17 protein-coding genes are annotated in these 16,024 nt (G+C 63.5%); 8 read left to right on the top strand and 9 right to left on the bottom strand.

Annotation, left to right across the window (positions count from 1 at the left end):
* Positions 1-110 precede the first annotated feature (110 nt).
* The 6 genes from ACX12L_RS03455 (at position 111) to ACX12L_RS03430 (ending at position 5,447) form a co-directional block, all read left to right on the top strand.
* Positions 111-605 carry a JAB domain-containing protein gene (locus tag ACX12L_RS03455; protein WP_003050103.1) on the top strand — a complete coding sequence of 165 codons (495 nt, stop codon included), beginning with the start codon at positions 111-113 and terminating at the stop codon, positions 603-605.
* 163 nt (positions 606-768) lie between these two features.
* The gene (locus ACX12L_RS03450; RefSeq protein ID WP_013520787.1) at positions 769-1,215 is read left to right on the top strand and encodes a TIGR03757 family integrating conjugative element protein; all 447 of its coding nucleotides are present in this window, start codon (positions 769-771) and stop codon (positions 1,213-1,215) included.
* Positions 1,212-2,159: a TIGR03756 family integrating conjugative element protein gene (locus ACX12L_RS03445; RefSeq protein WP_003050097.1), complete on the top strand. Its 948-nt coding sequence runs from the start codon at positions 1,212-1,214 to the stop codon at positions 2,157-2,159. The genes ACX12L_RS03450 and ACX12L_RS03445 overlap by 4 nt, the downstream gene beginning before the upstream one ends.
* 10 nt (positions 2,160-2,169) lie before the next feature.
* Positions 2,170-3,564 (top strand): integrating conjugative element protein, encoded by a 1,395-nt coding sequence (locus ACX12L_RS03440; protein WP_003050095.1) that lies wholly within the window; start codon positions 2,170-2,172, stop codon positions 3,562-3,564.
* Positions 3,561-3,908, top strand: a complete 348-nt coding sequence (locus tag ACX12L_RS03435; protein ID WP_003050094.1) for a hypothetical protein — start codon at positions 3,561-3,563, stop codon at positions 3,906-3,908. The genes ACX12L_RS03440 and ACX12L_RS03435 overlap by 4 nt, the downstream gene beginning before the upstream one ends.
* A 15-nt stretch (positions 3,909-3,923) precedes the next feature.
* Positions 3,924-5,447, top strand: coding sequence for a conjugal transfer protein TraG N-terminal domain-containing protein (locus ACX12L_RS03430; protein ID WP_003050092.1), 1,524 nt, complete (start codon positions 3,924-3,926; stop codon positions 5,445-5,447).
* 6 nt (positions 5,448-5,453) lie between these two features.
* Here the strand turns inward: ACX12L_RS03430 and ACX12L_RS03425 are convergent, their stop codons facing one another.
* The 3 genes from ACX12L_RS03425 to ACX12L_RS03415 all read right to left on the bottom strand — a co-directional run bounded on the left by ACX12L_RS03425 (position 5,454) and on the right by ACX12L_RS03415 (position 7,169).
* Entirely contained in the window at positions 5,454-5,813 is a 360-nt protein-coding gene (locus ACX12L_RS03425) for a DUF3742 family protein (RefSeq protein ID WP_003050090.1), read from the bottom strand.
* A gap of 84 nt (positions 5,814-5,897) precedes the next feature.
* The gene (locus tag ACX12L_RS03420) at positions 5,898-6,530 is read right to left on the bottom strand and encodes an RES family NAD+ phosphorylase (protein ID WP_003050087.1); all 633 of its coding nucleotides are present in this window, start codon (positions 6,528-6,530) and stop codon (positions 5,898-5,900) included.
* Between the two features lie 12 nt (positions 6,531-6,542).
* Entirely contained in the window at positions 6,543-7,169 is a 627-nt protein-coding gene (locus tag ACX12L_RS03415) for a hypothetical protein (RefSeq protein WP_003050085.1), read from the bottom strand.
* Positions 7,170-7,484: 315 nt separating this feature from the next.
* On the opposite strand from ACX12L_RS03415, the gene mobH reads away from it, so the two are divergent.
* Positions 7,485-9,347 carry a MobH family relaxase gene (gene mobH / locus ACX12L_RS03410; protein ID WP_003050081.1) on the top strand — a complete coding sequence of 621 codons (1,863 nt, stop codon included), beginning with the start codon at positions 7,485-7,487 and terminating at the stop codon, positions 9,345-9,347.
* Between the two features lie 50 nt (positions 9,348-9,397).
* Here mobH and ACX12L_RS03405 read toward each other — a convergent pair whose 3' ends face one another.
* The 6 genes from ACX12L_RS03405 to ACX12L_RS03380 are packed head-to-tail and all read right to left on the bottom strand — an operon-like array spanning position 9,398 to position 14,074.
* A complete protein-coding gene (locus tag ACX12L_RS03405) occupies positions 9,398-9,880 on the bottom strand; it encodes an AAA family ATPase (protein ID WP_013520789.1) in 483 nt (160 codons plus the stop codon).
* 47 nt (positions 9,881-9,927) lie between these two features.
* Positions 9,928-10,167 (bottom strand): hypothetical protein, encoded by a 240-nt coding sequence (locus tag ACX12L_RS03400; RefSeq protein ID WP_202626418.1) that lies wholly within the window; start codon positions 10,165-10,167, stop codon positions 9,928-9,930.
* A gap of 26 nt (positions 10,168-10,193) precedes the next feature.
* Positions 10,194-10,400: an IS66 family transposase gene (locus ACX12L_RS03395; RefSeq protein ID WP_199917100.1), complete on the bottom strand. Its 207-nt coding sequence runs from the start codon at positions 10,398-10,400 to the stop codon at positions 10,194-10,196.
* A gap of 55 nt (positions 10,401-10,455) precedes the next feature.
* On the bottom strand, positions 10,456-12,396 hold the full coding sequence (locus tag ACX12L_RS03390) for an esterase/lipase family protein (protein WP_003050063.1): 1,941 nt from the start codon (positions 12,394-12,396) through the stop codon (positions 10,456-10,458).
* Complete coding sequence (locus ACX12L_RS03385) at positions 12,393-13,427, bottom strand: Lnb N-terminal periplasmic domain-containing protein (protein ID WP_003050060.1); 1,035 nt, start codon at positions 13,425-13,427, stop codon at positions 12,393-12,395. The genes ACX12L_RS03390 and ACX12L_RS03385 overlap by 4 nt, the downstream gene beginning before the upstream one ends.
* 8 nt (positions 13,428-13,435) lie before the next feature.
* Positions 13,436-14,074 (bottom strand): TetR/AcrR family transcriptional regulator, encoded by a 639-nt coding sequence (locus ACX12L_RS03380; protein ID WP_003050058.1) that lies wholly within the window; start codon positions 14,072-14,074, stop codon positions 13,436-13,438.
* A gap of 451 nt (positions 14,075-14,525) precedes the next feature.
* Between ACX12L_RS03380 and ACX12L_RS03375 the strand changes: the two genes are divergently transcribed.
* On the top strand, positions 14,526-16,013 hold the full coding sequence (locus ACX12L_RS03375) for an efflux transporter outer membrane subunit (protein WP_459261331.1): 1,488 nt from the start codon (positions 14,526-14,528) through the stop codon (positions 16,011-16,013).
* Positions 16,014-16,024 lie beyond the last annotated feature (11 nt).

Genomic DNA, 16,024 nt, shown 5'->3' with positions numbered 1-16,024 from the left:
GCCGCGAACGATCACCGCTGCCGCGGTGATGGATGCACCTTGTTCGTTCCCCAGGAGGGCTTGCCCTCCCAGGGCGAGTGCCCTCCGATCTCACCGTCTGGAGGTTCGCCATGTCTTTCGCCGTCAATGACTCCTGCCTGGAGTCGCTTTCCGCCATCGCTGCCCAACACGAGGACTGGATCATCCAGCAAGCCATCGTGCTGCTGGAGAGACGGGTCTTCAAAGCTGGACCGTGCCTCAGCCAACCGGCCGCTGTACGGGACTACCTGCGTCTGAAACTGGTCGCTGAGCCCAATGAGATATTCGCCGCTGTGTTCCTGGACAGCCTGCACCAGGTGCTGGCCTACGAGCCGCTGTTCAGGGGCACGATCAACGCGACTTCGGTCTATCCGCGTGTCGTCGTGCAGCGTGTGCTGGAGTTGAATGCCGCCGCGGTGGTCTTCGCCCACCAGCATCCTTCGGGCGTCTCCGAGCCGTCCAGCGCGGATCGCATGCTGACCCAGCAACTGCAAGCCGCGCTGGCGCTCATCGATGTGCGGGTACTGGACCACATCATCGTCGGCCAGGGTGCCCCGTTCTCCTTTGCGGAATCCGGCCTGCTGTAGCAATGGCACCGGCTCCTTGATCCACGCGGAGGCTTCGGCCTCCGCTTTTCATTGGCGCAAGACAAGCAGGTATGCGGGCAGTCCGCGATGCGCATTGTTTGTTGGGGCCGCATGGCGTTCGGCGTTTGACTATGGCCCTTGACAACTCTTGGGGGCGCTCGACATGCCAGCATCTTCATCCAGGTTCGCATCGGGCTGGCGAACCCTTGGCCTGGCCGTTGCGCTGCCGGCTTCCCTGGCCGTGTTCAGCCCGGCCAGCTTCGCCGCCGATGTGGTGATCATCACCGACAGCCGTCACCCGGTCAGGACCATGGGTGGCGAGCAGCTGATCGAGCTGGATGAAGCGCCCCGGATCGAAGCGGAGCTTTCTGCGGCGCTGCCCGCCGATCCCGGACAGGCAACAGCCATCGTGAAGCGCCGGCTGAGCCAGGGGGGCGCTGACCTCCAGCGTCGCATCGCCACCGCATACCAGGGCGTTGCCGACGCATGGAGCCTGGGCATCACCACCATTCCGGCTGTCGTGGTGGATCAGCGCTACGTGGTCTATGGCGAGCCTGACGTGGCCCGCGCCATCGCGCGCATCGAACAGCACCGGAGGGCCGAACCGTGATCCGCTCATTCGACCTTCTGCGCCGCATGCGGGCTGCCGTCACCTCCGTGCTGCTGCTCAGCGCCACGGGCAGCTACGCCCTGAACACGGCGACCATCGTGGGTTCAGTGGCTTCGCCCGATTGCCTGGAGTACCGGGTGGTGGGTATCTGCTACTGGCTCTACTGCACCTGGACCGGCTGCACGGTGCGCACGTCCGTCAAGGTCAGGCACTACATCCCCGATGCGGTGGTTTCGTCCTACTCGAACACCGGCGAGAACCCCTGGGTCGAAGTGCGCGCCATGAGCACGCCCAACCCTTCGGCCCAGGCCGGCGGGGACGGCACCACCAATGAAGATCACGAAAACAATCTCGCGAAGTTCAAGAACGCGGACGTCATCGGCCACCCCGGCGTCGAGGTGTTCAACCAGTTCGTCTCGTCCTCGGGCTATTTCTGCGAGGGCGCAGGCACGGCCTTCATGCCGTACCTGCTCAGTACGCTGGACACGCCGGCCTGGCGCTACAACGTACCGGAGATGGTGTACCCGGAGGCATTGATCCCGGGCATGCGCGAGGTCGGCGCGCGCTCGACCCTGAACCTCTGGGGCAACGTCTATCCGCGCGGCGGCTTCCTGCACCAGACGGACGACCACAAGGCCGGTGCCGTGGTGGCCCAACGGGCCGGCGATGTGGTCACGCGCCGCGGGCAGATCCACGTCTATCAGCCGCTGCTCGCCAACTCCCGCGATGGCTACTGGCCGGCCGGCGCGCTGATGGAGGGCGATGCCTCGACCGGCAAGTGGCAGGAACTCACGCCCGTCCTGTCCTCGTCCTGCACGGTCTTCCCGCGCAACGGCTTCCTGACACAGGCCCAACAAGGCGACTACGCCTGGGCGTTGTGGCGGCCCTATGCGTGCTGCGAACGCCGGGGCCAGGTGTTCCTCGGCAGCGTCGATTTCTATTGAGGGTACGGCGATGAAGCGTCCTGAACTGATGAACCCATCCGCCAAGGTTCGCCGCCCGCTGCGCCCCACGGCGCTAGCCGGCGCGCTCGCCCTGGTCTGTGGCCTCGCGTGGGCGCAGGCCGGCTTCCAGACCAGCGGCCCCGTCATCGGCGATGAGGTCATGTACTCGATCGGCGGTGGCAGTGCGGTGTCCATGGGCCGCGCCGCTGGCATGCGTTCGATCGGGGTCGGCCTGGGTTGGAACAGCAACCTCATCTGCGGCGACATGAGCATCCAGACCACGCTGCGCAATCAGCTCAATGGGATCACGAATGGGTTCCAGCAGATCATGAGCAACGTGATCCAGAGCGCGACCAGTGCCGTGGCATCGCTGCCGGCGCTGATCATCCAGCGTGCCGATCCGGGGCTGTACAACCTGCTGACCAATGGTGTGCTGCAGGCGAGGCTGGATTTCGACCGCTCCAAGCTGACGTGTCGCGCGATGGCCGAGAAGATGGCCGAGACGGCGGGCGGCCAGCTCGGATGGAGCCAGATGGCGGAAGGCATGGCGCTGCGCGATGCGGTGTCGAGCACGGATGCCGTATCGGCGATCGAGCAGGCCGAGACGCGCCGCGGCAACGACGGCGTGCCCTGGGTGGGCGGCAGCAATGCCGGCGGCGCGGGCCAGTCGGCCATCCGGGTGGTCGGTGACGTGACGCGGGCGGGCTACAACCTGGTCAACGGGCGCAGCGTGACTGACACGTCCTCCATCGCGCCCGCCAGTTGCGCGAGCCTGTCCTGCCAGACCTGGACGTCGCCGCAGCAGGCGACCGAATGGGCGACGCGGGTTCTCGGGGAACAGGTACAGCGCACGTGTGATTCCTGCACCAAGACCGAGACCGTGCCTGGCGTCGGGCTGACGCCGCTGATCCAGGAGGAGTACGAGACCAAGCTGGAGGCCTTGCAGGAACTGGTCTCTGGGACGCGCAACACGACGTTCGAGAACCTGCATGCAGCCGGCAGCACCTCGCTGCCCATTACACGCGGCGTCATCGAGGCGCTGCGCGACGAGCCAGACCAAGACCTGCTGGCGCGACGTCTCGCGTCCGAGGTCGCGTTGTCGTCCGTGCTGGAGAAGGCATTGCTGCTCCAGCGGACCCTGCTGACCGGCAAGAAGGAACCCAACGTGGCGGCCAACCAGTTGGCGGTCGAGGCCGTGAACCACGAGAGCGACACGCTCGATCAGGAGATCCGCAACCTCAAGACCGAACTTGAACTGCGGCGCGAACTGGCGAACAACTCGCCCATGGCCATCATCCAGCGCCACGGGACGCGCGCGGCCGGCTCGCGCGGCATCTACGAAGGCGACCCGGTGCCCGACCGCCTCGATCGGTTGCAGCGGGGCAACCCGGGAGGCACGCCATGAACGCGGCCTGGCTGCGCCCGCGCTGGCTTTTCAGCCGGCGCGCGGCAAAGGCGCTGCTCCTGGCGGTGGTCATCATCGCCGCGGCCGTGGGCGCCAATCTCGTCGGCATCTACCTCGTCGGCAGCGTTGCCGGCTGGGAGCGGTGGCTGGCTGCCAGCGCGGGCTACTTCCTGGTGTGGCGGCTGTGCCTGTACGGCGCGACGGTCTATGGCTGGGTCTGGATGCGCCGCCGGCTGCTGGCCCGCGAGGAAGACGCGCAAGCGCGGCGACGCCTGGTGCGCAGCGAGATCGCCGGCGTCGTCGCCATCGTGGCGCTGGAAGCCAGCCTGCTGATGCAGAGCTGAAGAGGGAGCCGCGCCATGACGCTTTTTACGACCGACTACCTGGAGTACTACCTGACGCTGGTGTCCTGGATCGTCAACAACGGCATCTGGGCGGTGCTGGTGTCGAGCGGAGTATTCGCGCTGCCGTTCGTCGCCATCATCGTGCAGGAGTGGTTGAAGGCCCGTGCGGAAGGTGCCGACGAAGGCAACAAGGGCGTGCTCTCGGCTGCGCGCATCGAGAACCGGGTCTTCGTCGCCATCGTGGTGGTGATGTTCGCTGGCATCCCGTTCATCGACGTGGACCTCAACACCATCCAGTACGACAGCTCGCGCTCGGCCCAGTGCCAGGTCAGCGTGCCGCAGCCCACGGATACCGGCTGGTCGCAGTCCTTCAGCACCATCAACAACCAGTCGGCGAAGGTGCCGGTCTGGTGGGCTTTCATGCACGCGCTCTCGCGCGCCGTCACGAGCGCCTCGGTGGCGGCGATCCCATGCGGCACGGACCTGCGGCAGATGCGCATGGAGATCGACGCGACCCGCATTGACGACCCGGTACTGGCTCAGGAAGTAGCGGATTTCTCGCGGGATTGCTATGGGCCTGCGCGGGCCAAATTGTTCATGCAGCGCCCTCAGCTTGATGAGCAGCAGATGCACGACGTGACCTGGATAGGGTCGAGGTTTTTCACGGACACGGGCGGCTACTACGACACCTACCGCTCAAGCACGCCGCGCGACGACTGGCCCTACGACAGCACCCGCGATGCGGGGCTTGCACAGGTGGGCAGCGGTGGCGGCTACCCGACCTGCAGGCAGTGGTGGGCCGATGGCGGCAATGGCCTGCGGGCACGCCTGCTGGGACAGGTGGACCCGAACCTGTTGAATCGCCTGGCAGGCTGGGCCGGGTTCCTGAGCAGGGCCGAGGTGGACGACTCGGTGATCCGCGCCATCGCGTCACCGCGGCAACAGAAATTGAACCAGGGTAGCGTCTATACGGACTATGGCGGCCAGATCGACAAGACCTTGCCGAACATCGTGACGCGGGCCACGGGAGACGTTGGGATGGCCGTCGGCGCGATTGCCGCGTTTCCCGCCATGGACGTCGTGAGACAGTCTCTGCCCATGGTCCTCGCCTTGCTCAAGATGGCGCTGGTCATCTGCATCCCGCTTGTGCTGGTCGTAGGCACCTACGATCTGAAGACGGTCGTTACCGTCAGCGTCGTGCAGTTCGCGCTCTTCTTCACGGACTTCTGGTTTCAGCTTGCGCGCTGGATCGATTCGACGATCCTGGATGCGCTCTATGGCTGGGGGTTCGGCTGGAATCGGCCGCACACCAACTTCGACCCGCTGGTGGGGCTGAACAACGCCTTCGGAGACATGCTCCTGATGTTTGTCACGGGCACGATGTTCATCGTACTGCCTACGTTCTGGATCATGGCCTTGGCTTGGGCGGGCGTTCGTGCCGGCAACGTGTTGCAAGGCCTCGCAGGAGCCACCGGAGATGCCAAGGCTGCTGGCGGAAGGGGAGGAAGCATTGCGATCAATGCAGTGTCGAAGAAGTGATCGCTGCTAGTCGTCCTCGACATGAGGATCAATGCGGAAACCGTCGTAGGTGTATAGGCCGAATCCTGCTGGTCCGTTTCGCCACTCTGGCTCGGGCAACTCCTCGCCCAAGTCGGTGTTGCGGGCCATCCAGGCAACCACCATGACGCACACCATCACCAGGGCCAGCCAGAAGGTGGTGTACAGCAGCACCCCGAGCGCAGCCAGCTTAACCATCCACACGAGCGCGGTGGCTCCAGCCGTCGGCATGCCCTTGGAAACCAACCAGTTCGACGCCCGCCGTTCACAGCGCGCGTAGGCACGCCATCCGCGGCCAAAGGCGCGGCCGAGGCGTTCTGCGGTGCTGGTGCGAGTCGTGGTGTTCATGGTCGTCTCCTACTGCTGAGGGATGCCTATTTCAGTTTGGTCCATTTCATTCTGTTTAGGGCTTCAATGTGTTCTCTTGCTGCTTCAGGACGCTTCGTCATCCGGTTCCAACGGGCCAGGGTCGGGCTCCACGCCGATGCGGTATGTAGCAACGAAACGCGGCCAGTCCACATGGTCAACGAGATCGATGTCCTCGATGACACTGACCTTCGCGCTGGCACGCTCGAACAGCGCGATGCTCTTGGCGGGATAGTTGTTGCGCGACGGATAGAGCACCCCGTCGAACAGCACCTGGCCGTCATCTCCAAGCATCGCATGCACCTGGGCCGACACCTGCTGCGTGTGCGTGTAGTCGCGGCTGGCCAACTGCTCCAGGTTCAGGCCGAAGTAGCCCGCCATGACGCCCGGCGCCGTGAGGTCGGCCAGAAGCACGTCGTCCATCACGCCCACTGCGCGCACCATCCGGCTCTGGACTTCTTTCAGCGCGATCGAGCGCTTCGTGTCCGCAAGCCACTGGTGCTTATGAAACACCGACTCCATCAGCGCCGTGGGCAGGTCGCGCCCCAGGTAGAGCACCCCGTAGGCCTGGGCCGGGTCATCGTAGCGATTGGTGCTGCTGCGGCCATAGTACAGCGGGCTGCCCCGATAGACGACGCGGCTCACATGCTGGAGCAGCTCACCGGCATCGATCAGGAACGAAGGCAGCTCGTGGCTCATGGCGATCTCGCTTCAATGCACCTGAACGCCCAGCACGTTGAACACGGCCTCGGCCACGTCGTCGATCGTGCCATGCGTCACCGCATCCACTGGCGAGCGGCCGCCCAAGCCTTCGAGCGGTTCGGACAGTGCGCGGTAGATCGTCCAAGGGTCGATGCCCTCGACCTCCTGAAGCACGGTTTGGGTCAACTGCTGCTTCACCGGGTCGAGCTGCCAGTCGGGCAGTTTCTGGCCTCGCGGCCCCACGTTCAGCGCCAGCAGCCGACGGGCGAGGATGTCCTTGTAGATCTGCTGGCGCGACTTGTCCGCCAGCTTGGCGTACTCCGCGGGCGGCAGGTTGTGCGGCTGGTTGAAGGTTTCCAGCAGCACGGCGCGGCCTCGCTGGACGTCGGTTTCAGTCGGCGCCCAGCGCGTCTCAGCGCGCAGCGCAGCCGTCTTACGCTTCAAGGCGTGCTCCACCGTTTCACCTTCGAGGTTGGCTGGCAGCTTTACCGCCTCCACGCGCTCGTGAATGAACGCCTGCAACTCGGCCGCGAAAGCCGGCGCATCCCGGATTTCGACGGTATCCGCGAAGCGGCGCACATCCTCCACGGTGACACGCGGCAGACGGTCGGCAATGAATTCAATGGCGGTGGGCATGGTCATCTCCCAGGTAGGTTTGAGACAGGACTTACTCTAGTCGCCTTTGTCGCATTTGTCAACTTTGACGCCTAGAGAGCAACCTACCTGGCGAAAACAGCGTCTCCGCAGCATAGGCCGAGGCCAGCGGCTGGTCGCCGCGCAATCCATTCGTGCGGGTTCCACATTGACGCTGGAACCGCAACCCAGGCCCCGCTATACCGAAACGGTTAAAGGCCAAAGGGCCGAAACGGCAAGGGAATGGGGTGCAAGGGGAAAGGCCCTACCTCGAAAAGGCAAAAAGGCCTCCCGGTCGGCCCGCCACAGGACACCCGCATGCTCTCCCTGTTCCAGCGAAAACGGCCCCCGGTCGCCGGCGCGCCACCGCCAGCACCCGCCACCGTCCTCCCGAAAGGGTTGATGCGGCCCGAGTCGGCCGCATCGCTGCTGGCCACCCCGCGCCGGCAGAAGCTGCTGGAGCACATTTGGCAGCGCACCTCGCTGTCGCGCAGGCAATTCGCCACGCTGTACCGAGCGCCCCTGGAACGCTACGCCGAGCTGGTCCAGGCCTTCCCGGCCTCCGAGGCGCATCACCATGCCTATCTGGGCGGCATGCTCGACCACGGCCTCGAAATCGTCGCCTACAGTCTGAAACTGCGGCAGTCCCATCTGCTGCCCATCGGCGCCAGCCCCGAAGACCAAGCGGCACAGTCCGAAGCCTGGACCGCCGCCGTCGCCTACGCCGCGCTGCTGCACGACATCGGCAAGATCGCCGTCGATCTGCACGTCGAGCTGGCCGACGGCAGCATCTGGCACCCTTGGCACGGCCCGCTGCGCCAGCCATACCGATTCCGCTACCGCGACGATCGCGAGTACCGCCTGCACAGCGCCGCGACAGGTTTGCTCTACCACCAACTGCTCGACCGTGAGGCCCTGGACTGGCTCAGCGGCTATCCGTCCCTGTGGGCACCACTGCTCTACGTCCTGGCCGGGCAGTACGAGCACGCCGGCGTACTGGGCGAACTTGTCGTGCAGGCAGACCGGGCCTCGGTGGCCCAGGAGCTGGGCGGCGATCCGGCCCGCGCCATGGCTGCGCCCAAGCACGCGCTGCAGCGCAAGCTGCTCGACGGGTTGCGCTACCTGCTCAAGGAACAGTTGAAACTGAACCAGCCGGAAGCCTCCGATGGCTGGCTCACCGACGATGCCCTGTGGCTGGTGAGCAAAACGGTCTCGGACAAACTGCGTGCGCACCTGCTGTCCCAAGGCGTCGATGGCATCCCTGCGAACAACACCGCGGTGTTCAACGTCCTCCAGGATCACGGCATGTTGCAGCCGGCGCCCGACGGCAAGGCTATTTGGCGCGCGACCATAACCAGTTCCACCGGCTGGTCCCACTCGTTCACCCTGTTGCGCCTCGCTCCTGCGCTGATCTGGGAATCTGGCGAGCGACCGACGCCTTTTGCAGGCACGGTAGCGATCGACGCGGCAGTCGCCGAAAACGACGCCGAGGCGCCGAAAATGCCGCCTGCGGCCATGGCGAAGGCAGCCCCGAACGGTCAGAAACTTCCATCTTGGGAAGGCAGTAGTACCGTCACCGCCTCACCGCCTAAGGCCCAGCCCGTGTCCGATGTCATGGAGGACATGCTGGCAATGGTGAGCACGAGCGGCTCGCCTGGTGCCGAGCAGGATGTGGAGCCGGTTGCACAGAGAAGCTACCCCGCAGACCCCAGCACTCCTATGCCAGCGACTGCCGCAGTGCTTCCTTCGCCACCACCATCTACTGCTAAACCACCCCTAACAGCAGCGCCCCCGTCAGGCGAACATTTCATGATGTGGCTGAAACAGGGAATTGCTTCGCGCCGGCTCATCATCAACGACGCAAAAGCGCTCGTGCATTCCGTGAATGACACGGCCTACTTGGTCAGCCCAGGTGTGTTCCAGCGCTACGTCCAGGAGCACCCTCATGTCGGCACGCTGGCACGGCAGGACAAGATGCCGGATTGGCAGTGGGTGCAGAAGCGCTTTGAGAAACTGGGGTTGCATCGAAAGCACGACAGCGGCTTGAACATCTGGATCTGTGAAGTCACCGGGCCGCGCAAGTCCCGGAAGCTGCATGGGTATTTGCTGATCGATGCGAATTGGTTGTTCGATGCAGTACCACCCAACAATCCTTATCTCAGAGTTACGCAAGAGATTTGAGCATGGAGTCCTACGTGGCGGTGAGATACGGTAGAGTTCGCCTTGGTAGGTTAGCGGCTAGCCAAGGTGTCCAGCACAAAGTCAGCGCGTTGCGCCACTCTGATCTTGGGCAACCGCGATACCGCATAGCCCAGCGCTGGATAGGTGCGCTGAAGCCGCTCGAATTCAGCCCGCGCTTCATCCATGCTGTGACGGCGTTCTTCGTCCTGCACATAGATTTCAGGCCACGGCGGGGCCAGAAAGATGCGCGAGTGGTAGCGATGCGACTGGGCAATCGTGTCCAGAATAGTAGTGCCGTCCAGTGCCTGGGGTGCTGCCGCCGCGTCGATCAGGCCACGGTCGAAGAACACCCATTGCGTATTGCTGCGTGGCGCATTGGCATGGTTGTCTAGCGCAAGGTCGATGGCCCCGCGCAGGAAGGCCGTCATGTCGAGCCACGGCAGGGCCTGGCCGCCCGTGCGTGTTTGTTCCTGAACGATACGCCGTCCAGGCTCCTCAATTACGGCATCCCTGGATTTCCATTCAACCCCCACAAACGAGAACGACGATCAACTATCTCCTGAAAGGCCATCAGCATCCATCAAGGCCAGCATGCCAACAATGAGTGCGTGCATGCCCTGTTGAGTTCGGCCTCCATCTCGGCTTCCTCCGTCGCACGGTCTGCATCCACGACGGGTTCCCGTTCGGCGACCGAGTACACCGTGTCGGCCACGGCAAGGCAGTGGAACGCCACGGTGGTCAACAGCCAGCGCGCATGCTCCATCGATATGCCGTAGGCCTGAGCGATGTGGCGTTGGTGGCCGACGATCTTGTCGAGCATGGGCTGGGTCGCCGCCAGACGGCGGATCACGTTGGGTACGCCTTGCCGTCGCCAAGATGCTTGGGCTTGAGCATCGGCGTCTCGTGGGCGTGCAGCACCACGTGGCGACGCAGTTCGTCATCCAGCGCCTTTACCATCGGCTGCAGTTGCGCGCCGCACGCACCGACCCACTGTGCCAGCGTCGAGCGGGCAACAGTAAGTCTGATGCTCTTTGCGCATTCAGATGAATGCATTACGCCCATACGAAATCCGAAATCAGCTCGGCCGCGCACAGCAGATGGCAGTTGTCTATGGCTGTAAATGCGCTTCCCGCAGAGCCATGTCCTCTCTCAGAATACGCTGGATCTCCAGTATCGCGGCCGCGCTCTGTTGCACGCTGTGCCCCGAAATAATGACTTTCTCGGACTGTGCGCCGGGAAGATGTGCGCTGCGATAAGGCACAAGACCGTCATCGGAATCATCGAGGGCCACTTCGGAATTGGCTTGGGCCACGATCGAGTGATAGCGCACCTGGGATGAGATGGGAAAGCCCGCCGCCGTACGCACGAACGGATCGTTTTCGTCGAGATTGTTCACGCTATTGGGAATGGTTGCCAGGCTTTCACGGCTGCTGGCGGCCGCATTGGGTGTCAGTGTATGGGCGAGTTCTTCGAGCACCGTAATGGGAAAGCGGATAAATCCCGCCATCCAGCGCCCCAGGCGTCCACCCGCGACCGATGTGCCCCGATGAGGCGCCGCGATGAAGATGGCACTGCTGACATTCGGGAAGGGCTCGAAGCGCAACATGGGATCAATGCGCCTGATCTGCTGCGGCGTCAACCGACTGTGATCCGCAGCCAATTGCACCAGCGATTGATCGGTTGACGACACCATCAACCGCGCGATGACCCCGCCCATGCTATGCCCCACCAGCACGAGGTCGGACGACGCCGGCGCTTGGCCGGATGGGTCGAAATGCGTCAGCGTATCCCCGAGCGCCCTGCGAATCATGGCGTGGTTCAACGCGACTGGCATGTTGGTCGGGTAGTAGACCTGCCAGATCTGGTAATGCTGGCGCAGGGCCTCATCGCCCAGGATTTCGTTGGCGAGTTCCACCCAGGCTTCAGGGCTGCTGGCCAGTCCGTGCAGCATGACGATGATCCGCCTGTTCGGATCGTAGGGCTGCATCAAGTAGACGTGCGGGCGGTCGATGCCACCCTCGCGCCCGAGCAGGCTGCGCAGCGACTGGCGGTTGAAATTGGCACGGGCCAGCCATACGCCATAGCCGGCCGTGAAATTGGCCGCCAGCGGCACACGTTGGCCGCGCAGCATAATGGCCGATTCCACATAGGGGTCATGCACCGTCAGACGGGCTGTACGAGCATGCAGCACGCTGTCCAAGTTGTCTCCGTCGGGATGCAGCAGAACCGTCATGGACGGCGCGGGCATCTCGCTCCAGGGCAGCGGTTGCTGATCATGTTTTGCCGCTGGGCGACCACCCCGAGTTGGGGCGGCGCTCAGGGACTCGTCCGGAATGACCGCCACAAGCTCGGCGCCAAAGCCGTCGCGCCGGTAGAGGCTACGCAATCCACGGAAAGACAGGGACGAGGCTGGCAGGAGTTCGGCTGGCACCGCCGTACTGCCCGGTAAGCGCGCGCCGCGCATATCCAGCTTCAGTTCCCAGCCTGCAATGTTCCAACTGGTCTGGTCGGACAACTGCGTCGGCATTTGTTGCCGAACTTCGAACATGCCGGTGGCCGCATGCTCGACGGCATAGTTATACCAATCCCGCACTTGGGTCTGGCGATCCTCGAAGGCCCGCTCTCCCGGAGTATGGTCACCAAGGAACAGATAAGCATAGGCATAGCGAATCGTCTCAAGCCAGGCGGCTTGCTGCGCTGAACCGGGCTTCATGGCCTGAGCCTGCGCCAGCCATAGTTCGGACAGTGCAGCCAGGCGTCTATCCGTGGCAACCCCCGTCACGGTAGCCAAGGCCTCCGCGCACTCCGAGGAGATCGGCTTTGCGCATGCCTGCTCATCCAATGCCGCCACCCTGATGGTCTGGACAGTCGCATCGCTGAGCTTGCCACGTGTCAGGATGTCGCCGCGCTTGAGTTCGATGGCCTCCCTGGTAGGTAGCGTATGAACTTCAACCACTGGGCCGAACTCGCGCAGGATCGAGCAGCCCCCCAGCAGCAGCGGAGCAAGAGCGGCGCATGTAATGAGAAGGCAGGCCTGCGGGAACCTCATGGATTCACCTCGTTGGCAGGGATGCCTGGCACGCCTTGTCGAATCGACATCGAGAAGTCATCCTCTGACACATCGGAAGCAAGGGCACGTTCGTTGATATGCCCCAGTGCCTGCAATTCATCGTAACGATAGCCAGGCGTCAATCCATGCATGTCGTAGACGTACCGCGCAAAATATCCAGACAGCAGCAGGCGATAGTCCATTGGCAATGCGGGCGCAATGACCCGGGCCAGCTCGAATACGATGGTCGTGCAGTTACTGGTTAACGTGTTGTAAAAGCGCGGTTTCTGCCGCAGTTCATTGGCCGCGTTCAGAAACTCCAGAAACAACGCGCGGGCACTCGCCTGATTCATCTGCAAGCGATAGAGATAAACATCTTCGCCTCGCGCGTTGCTGCGCGTACGCACAATGTCTCGCTCATCGGCGGCTACCAGGATCTGCTCGAACTGACGGAAGAATCCTCCTACCGCCGAGAAGGACTCATGGCGTTCCTTGCGAATTTCCAGCGAGAACACCACGCGATCACCGCCATCGAAGCCGAACGACACCAGGGTGTGGGCGATGTGCGGCCCCATCCAGTAGGAAAGCACCAAGTCGGCGCTGCGCAGACGATCCAGGTCGTATGTGCGGCTCTCCCACTGCGGGGTGTAGTCGGTTTCGCTGCGCCACTGGAAGTTGCGCACATTATTCAGGTGAACATGGTTGCCGTCGATCCTGGCCTCCAGCAACTGGGCGACATCGTCAGCCCATACACGCTGGTGTGACGGCTGCAGCGTCCCCCACCACATGAGCAGGGAGGCGGCTGCGATCACAAATGCGAATCCGGCGATGTTGCGATTGCGCCGCCCAAGCAAGCCCGCCCGCGACAAGACAACGGTCACACCCAACGTAGACCACATGGCAATGACGAACCATCGCACCACCGAAGGTCCCGGCATCTGATGCCACAGAGCCAGCGCACCCCACACAGTCAGCAGCAGTACCACAAAGCCGATCGCCAAGCCTGCAAGGGCGCGCAGGACTCTGTGCATCACTCCGCTCATTGAGGCTGCAAAAGCTCAAGCAACAGTTGCCGGTGCGCATCCCGTAACTGCACCAGCGAGATGGAAGGACTGCCCTTGGACAGCATCGAGGAACTCAGCCACAGCACTGCGGGCGCGAGCGCCAACGGGAAGAAGTGTTCGGTCAAGACGCCTGGGCGAATGACGCCTCGGCGTATGTTGCGGTGGATGATGGTCTGCGCCCGCTCTTTCAGCCCGAGCGCAACTTCGTTGTGCCAACGCTGCACCAGCTCTGGAGTTCGGGCGCTTTCGGCCAGAAGCAGCCGGTAGATCGACATCGTGGCAGGGGAGCTGAAGGTCGCGTACAGGCGATCCAGGTAGACATCTACCAGCTCTGGCAACGTCAGATCCTCATCCGGGAGCCAGCCCTGGAAATCACAAATCTGCTTCGTCGTACGTTCGAGCAAGGCGTGAAAAATTTCTTCCTTGCTTTTGAAGTGGGCATAGATGCCAGCCTTGGACAAGCCCGCGCATTCCGCCAGGCGCTCCATCGACACTGCGTTGTATGTCCGATCCGCGAATTCGACCAGGGCCGCGTCGAGTATTTCCTCTTTCCTGGCGGCAGAGGACAGGTAGGGGCGCTTGTTGTCTGGCGCGTCATCTTTATTGGGTGGCATTCAAAGGCTCTGTTCAAAGATCTGAGGGGTGTTCCCATGGGCCTGTCACCGGCTCTACCAAGAATCAGGGCCTTCCTTGAACCCAAGCCGGCAGCTCGAATTGACCTGCGTCAATGACCGACGAGCCCGCTGATTGCGGTTCTTGGATTGTAACGTATAATTGAAAGCAACCGTCCAGTCGTTTGTTTTCAGATTTCACAATGCAGATCAACACAGGGCGCGAGTGAACCCGGCACATCGGGTTACGACACAGGAAGAGCGCCCTATCAACCAGCCGGGGAACACGGGGATGCACATATCAACAAGGAGATGAAGTGGGCTTGACAGCACTTGCAAGCAAGAAAGTAGGGCCTGCGGACACCAGCCACGAACCCCGCATTGCGGGGGTGGCAGCCATTCCCTCCTCTGCGACCAGACCCTCTTCAGCCCGATACCTGTACGGAACGTGACCATGCTCCCAACTTCCCCGTTGTTTCCCGCGTTCAGATTGCGCGCTGCCTCGTTGGCCCTGAGCGCCGTCGTCTTGACCGGCTGCATGTCGCTCGCTCCGGCGCCAGACACCCCGCCATTGCCCGTGCCCGAAGCCTGGCCCGCGCATCTTGGATCAGGCACCGACGGCGCCCACGCGGGAGAGCTTGCCTGGCAGGCGTACTTCACCGACCCCCTGCTGCAACGCCTCATCGAGACTGCGCTGGAAAACAACCGCGACCTGCGCGTGGCCGCGCTGCGCGTCGAGGAAGCCAGCGCCACATTCCGCATTCAGCGCTCGGATCGTTTTCCTGCCATGGGCGTGGGCGCCCAAGGTGGACGCGCGCGGGTCCCTGGCGACCTGAACATGTCGGGCCGATCGCTGGTGGGCGGCGAGTACCGGGCCGAGGTGGGTTTGACCACCTGGGAACTGGATCTGTGGGGTCGGATCCGCAACCTGGAAGACGCCGCCCTGCAAAGCTGGCTGGCTTCCGACGCGGCCCGCCAGGCCGTCCACCTGGCGCTGATCGCCCAGGTGGCCGACGGTTATCTTGGCTTGCGCGAGATAGACGAACGCGTGGCTATCGCCCGTCAAACCGTCGCGACCCGCGAGGAGTCCTATCGCATTTTCCGGCGCCGCGTCGAAGTCGGCTCGACCTCGAAGCTGGATCTCACACAGGTCCAGACCCTGCTGAACCAAGCTCAGGCGCTGCTGACGCAGCTTGAGCAGGCTCGCACCACGCAACTGCACGCCCTGGCACTGCTGGTAGGCGCTGATCCCGGCCCGCTGCCCGCCAAGGCACCCTTCGATGAAACGACGGTTCTGGCTGAGCTGCGGGCCGGTCTGCCTTCGGAGCTGCTGGTCAGTCGCCCGGACATCATTTCCGCCGAACACCAATTGCGTGCCAGCAATGCCCACATCGGCGCGGCCCGCGCGGCGTTTTTGCCGCGCATTGCGCTGACCGGCAGCTTCGGCACGGCCAGCTCCGACTTGAATGGCTTGTTCGATTCCGGCAGTCGTGCCTGGACCTTCATGCCCACCCTGTCGCTGCCCATCTTCGATGGCGGGCGCCGCCGCGCCAATCTGGAGCTGAGCGAAGTGCGCCGCGACATCGCCGTCGCCGGATACGAAAAAACCATTCAAACGGCCTTCCGCGAGGTGGCCGATGCGCTGAGCGCAAAGCACTGGCTGGCTGAGCAGTTGACGATCCAGAGAGCCAACCTGGAAGCGCAAAGCGAACGCGCACGCCTGGCCAAGTTGCGCTACGACAACGGCTCGGCCGCCTTCTTGGAAGTGCTGGATGCCCAGCGCGATCTGCTGGGAGCCCAGCAACAACTGGTACAGGCGCGCCGCGCGCTGCTGTCCAGCCAGGTGGCGCTGTATGCCGCGCTCGGCGGCGGCACCCTCGCCGCAGCCGGCGAGGCACAGGGTGCGGCCTCGACTCCCGCTTCCACCCCATCAACCCGTTAAGGCACGCCGAA

The organism is Alicycliphilus sp. T452 (genome assembly GCF_054512775.1).
The sequence above is the reverse complement of the archived record's forward strand: the minus strand, read 5'-3'. Positions and strand labels throughout refer to the sequence as shown.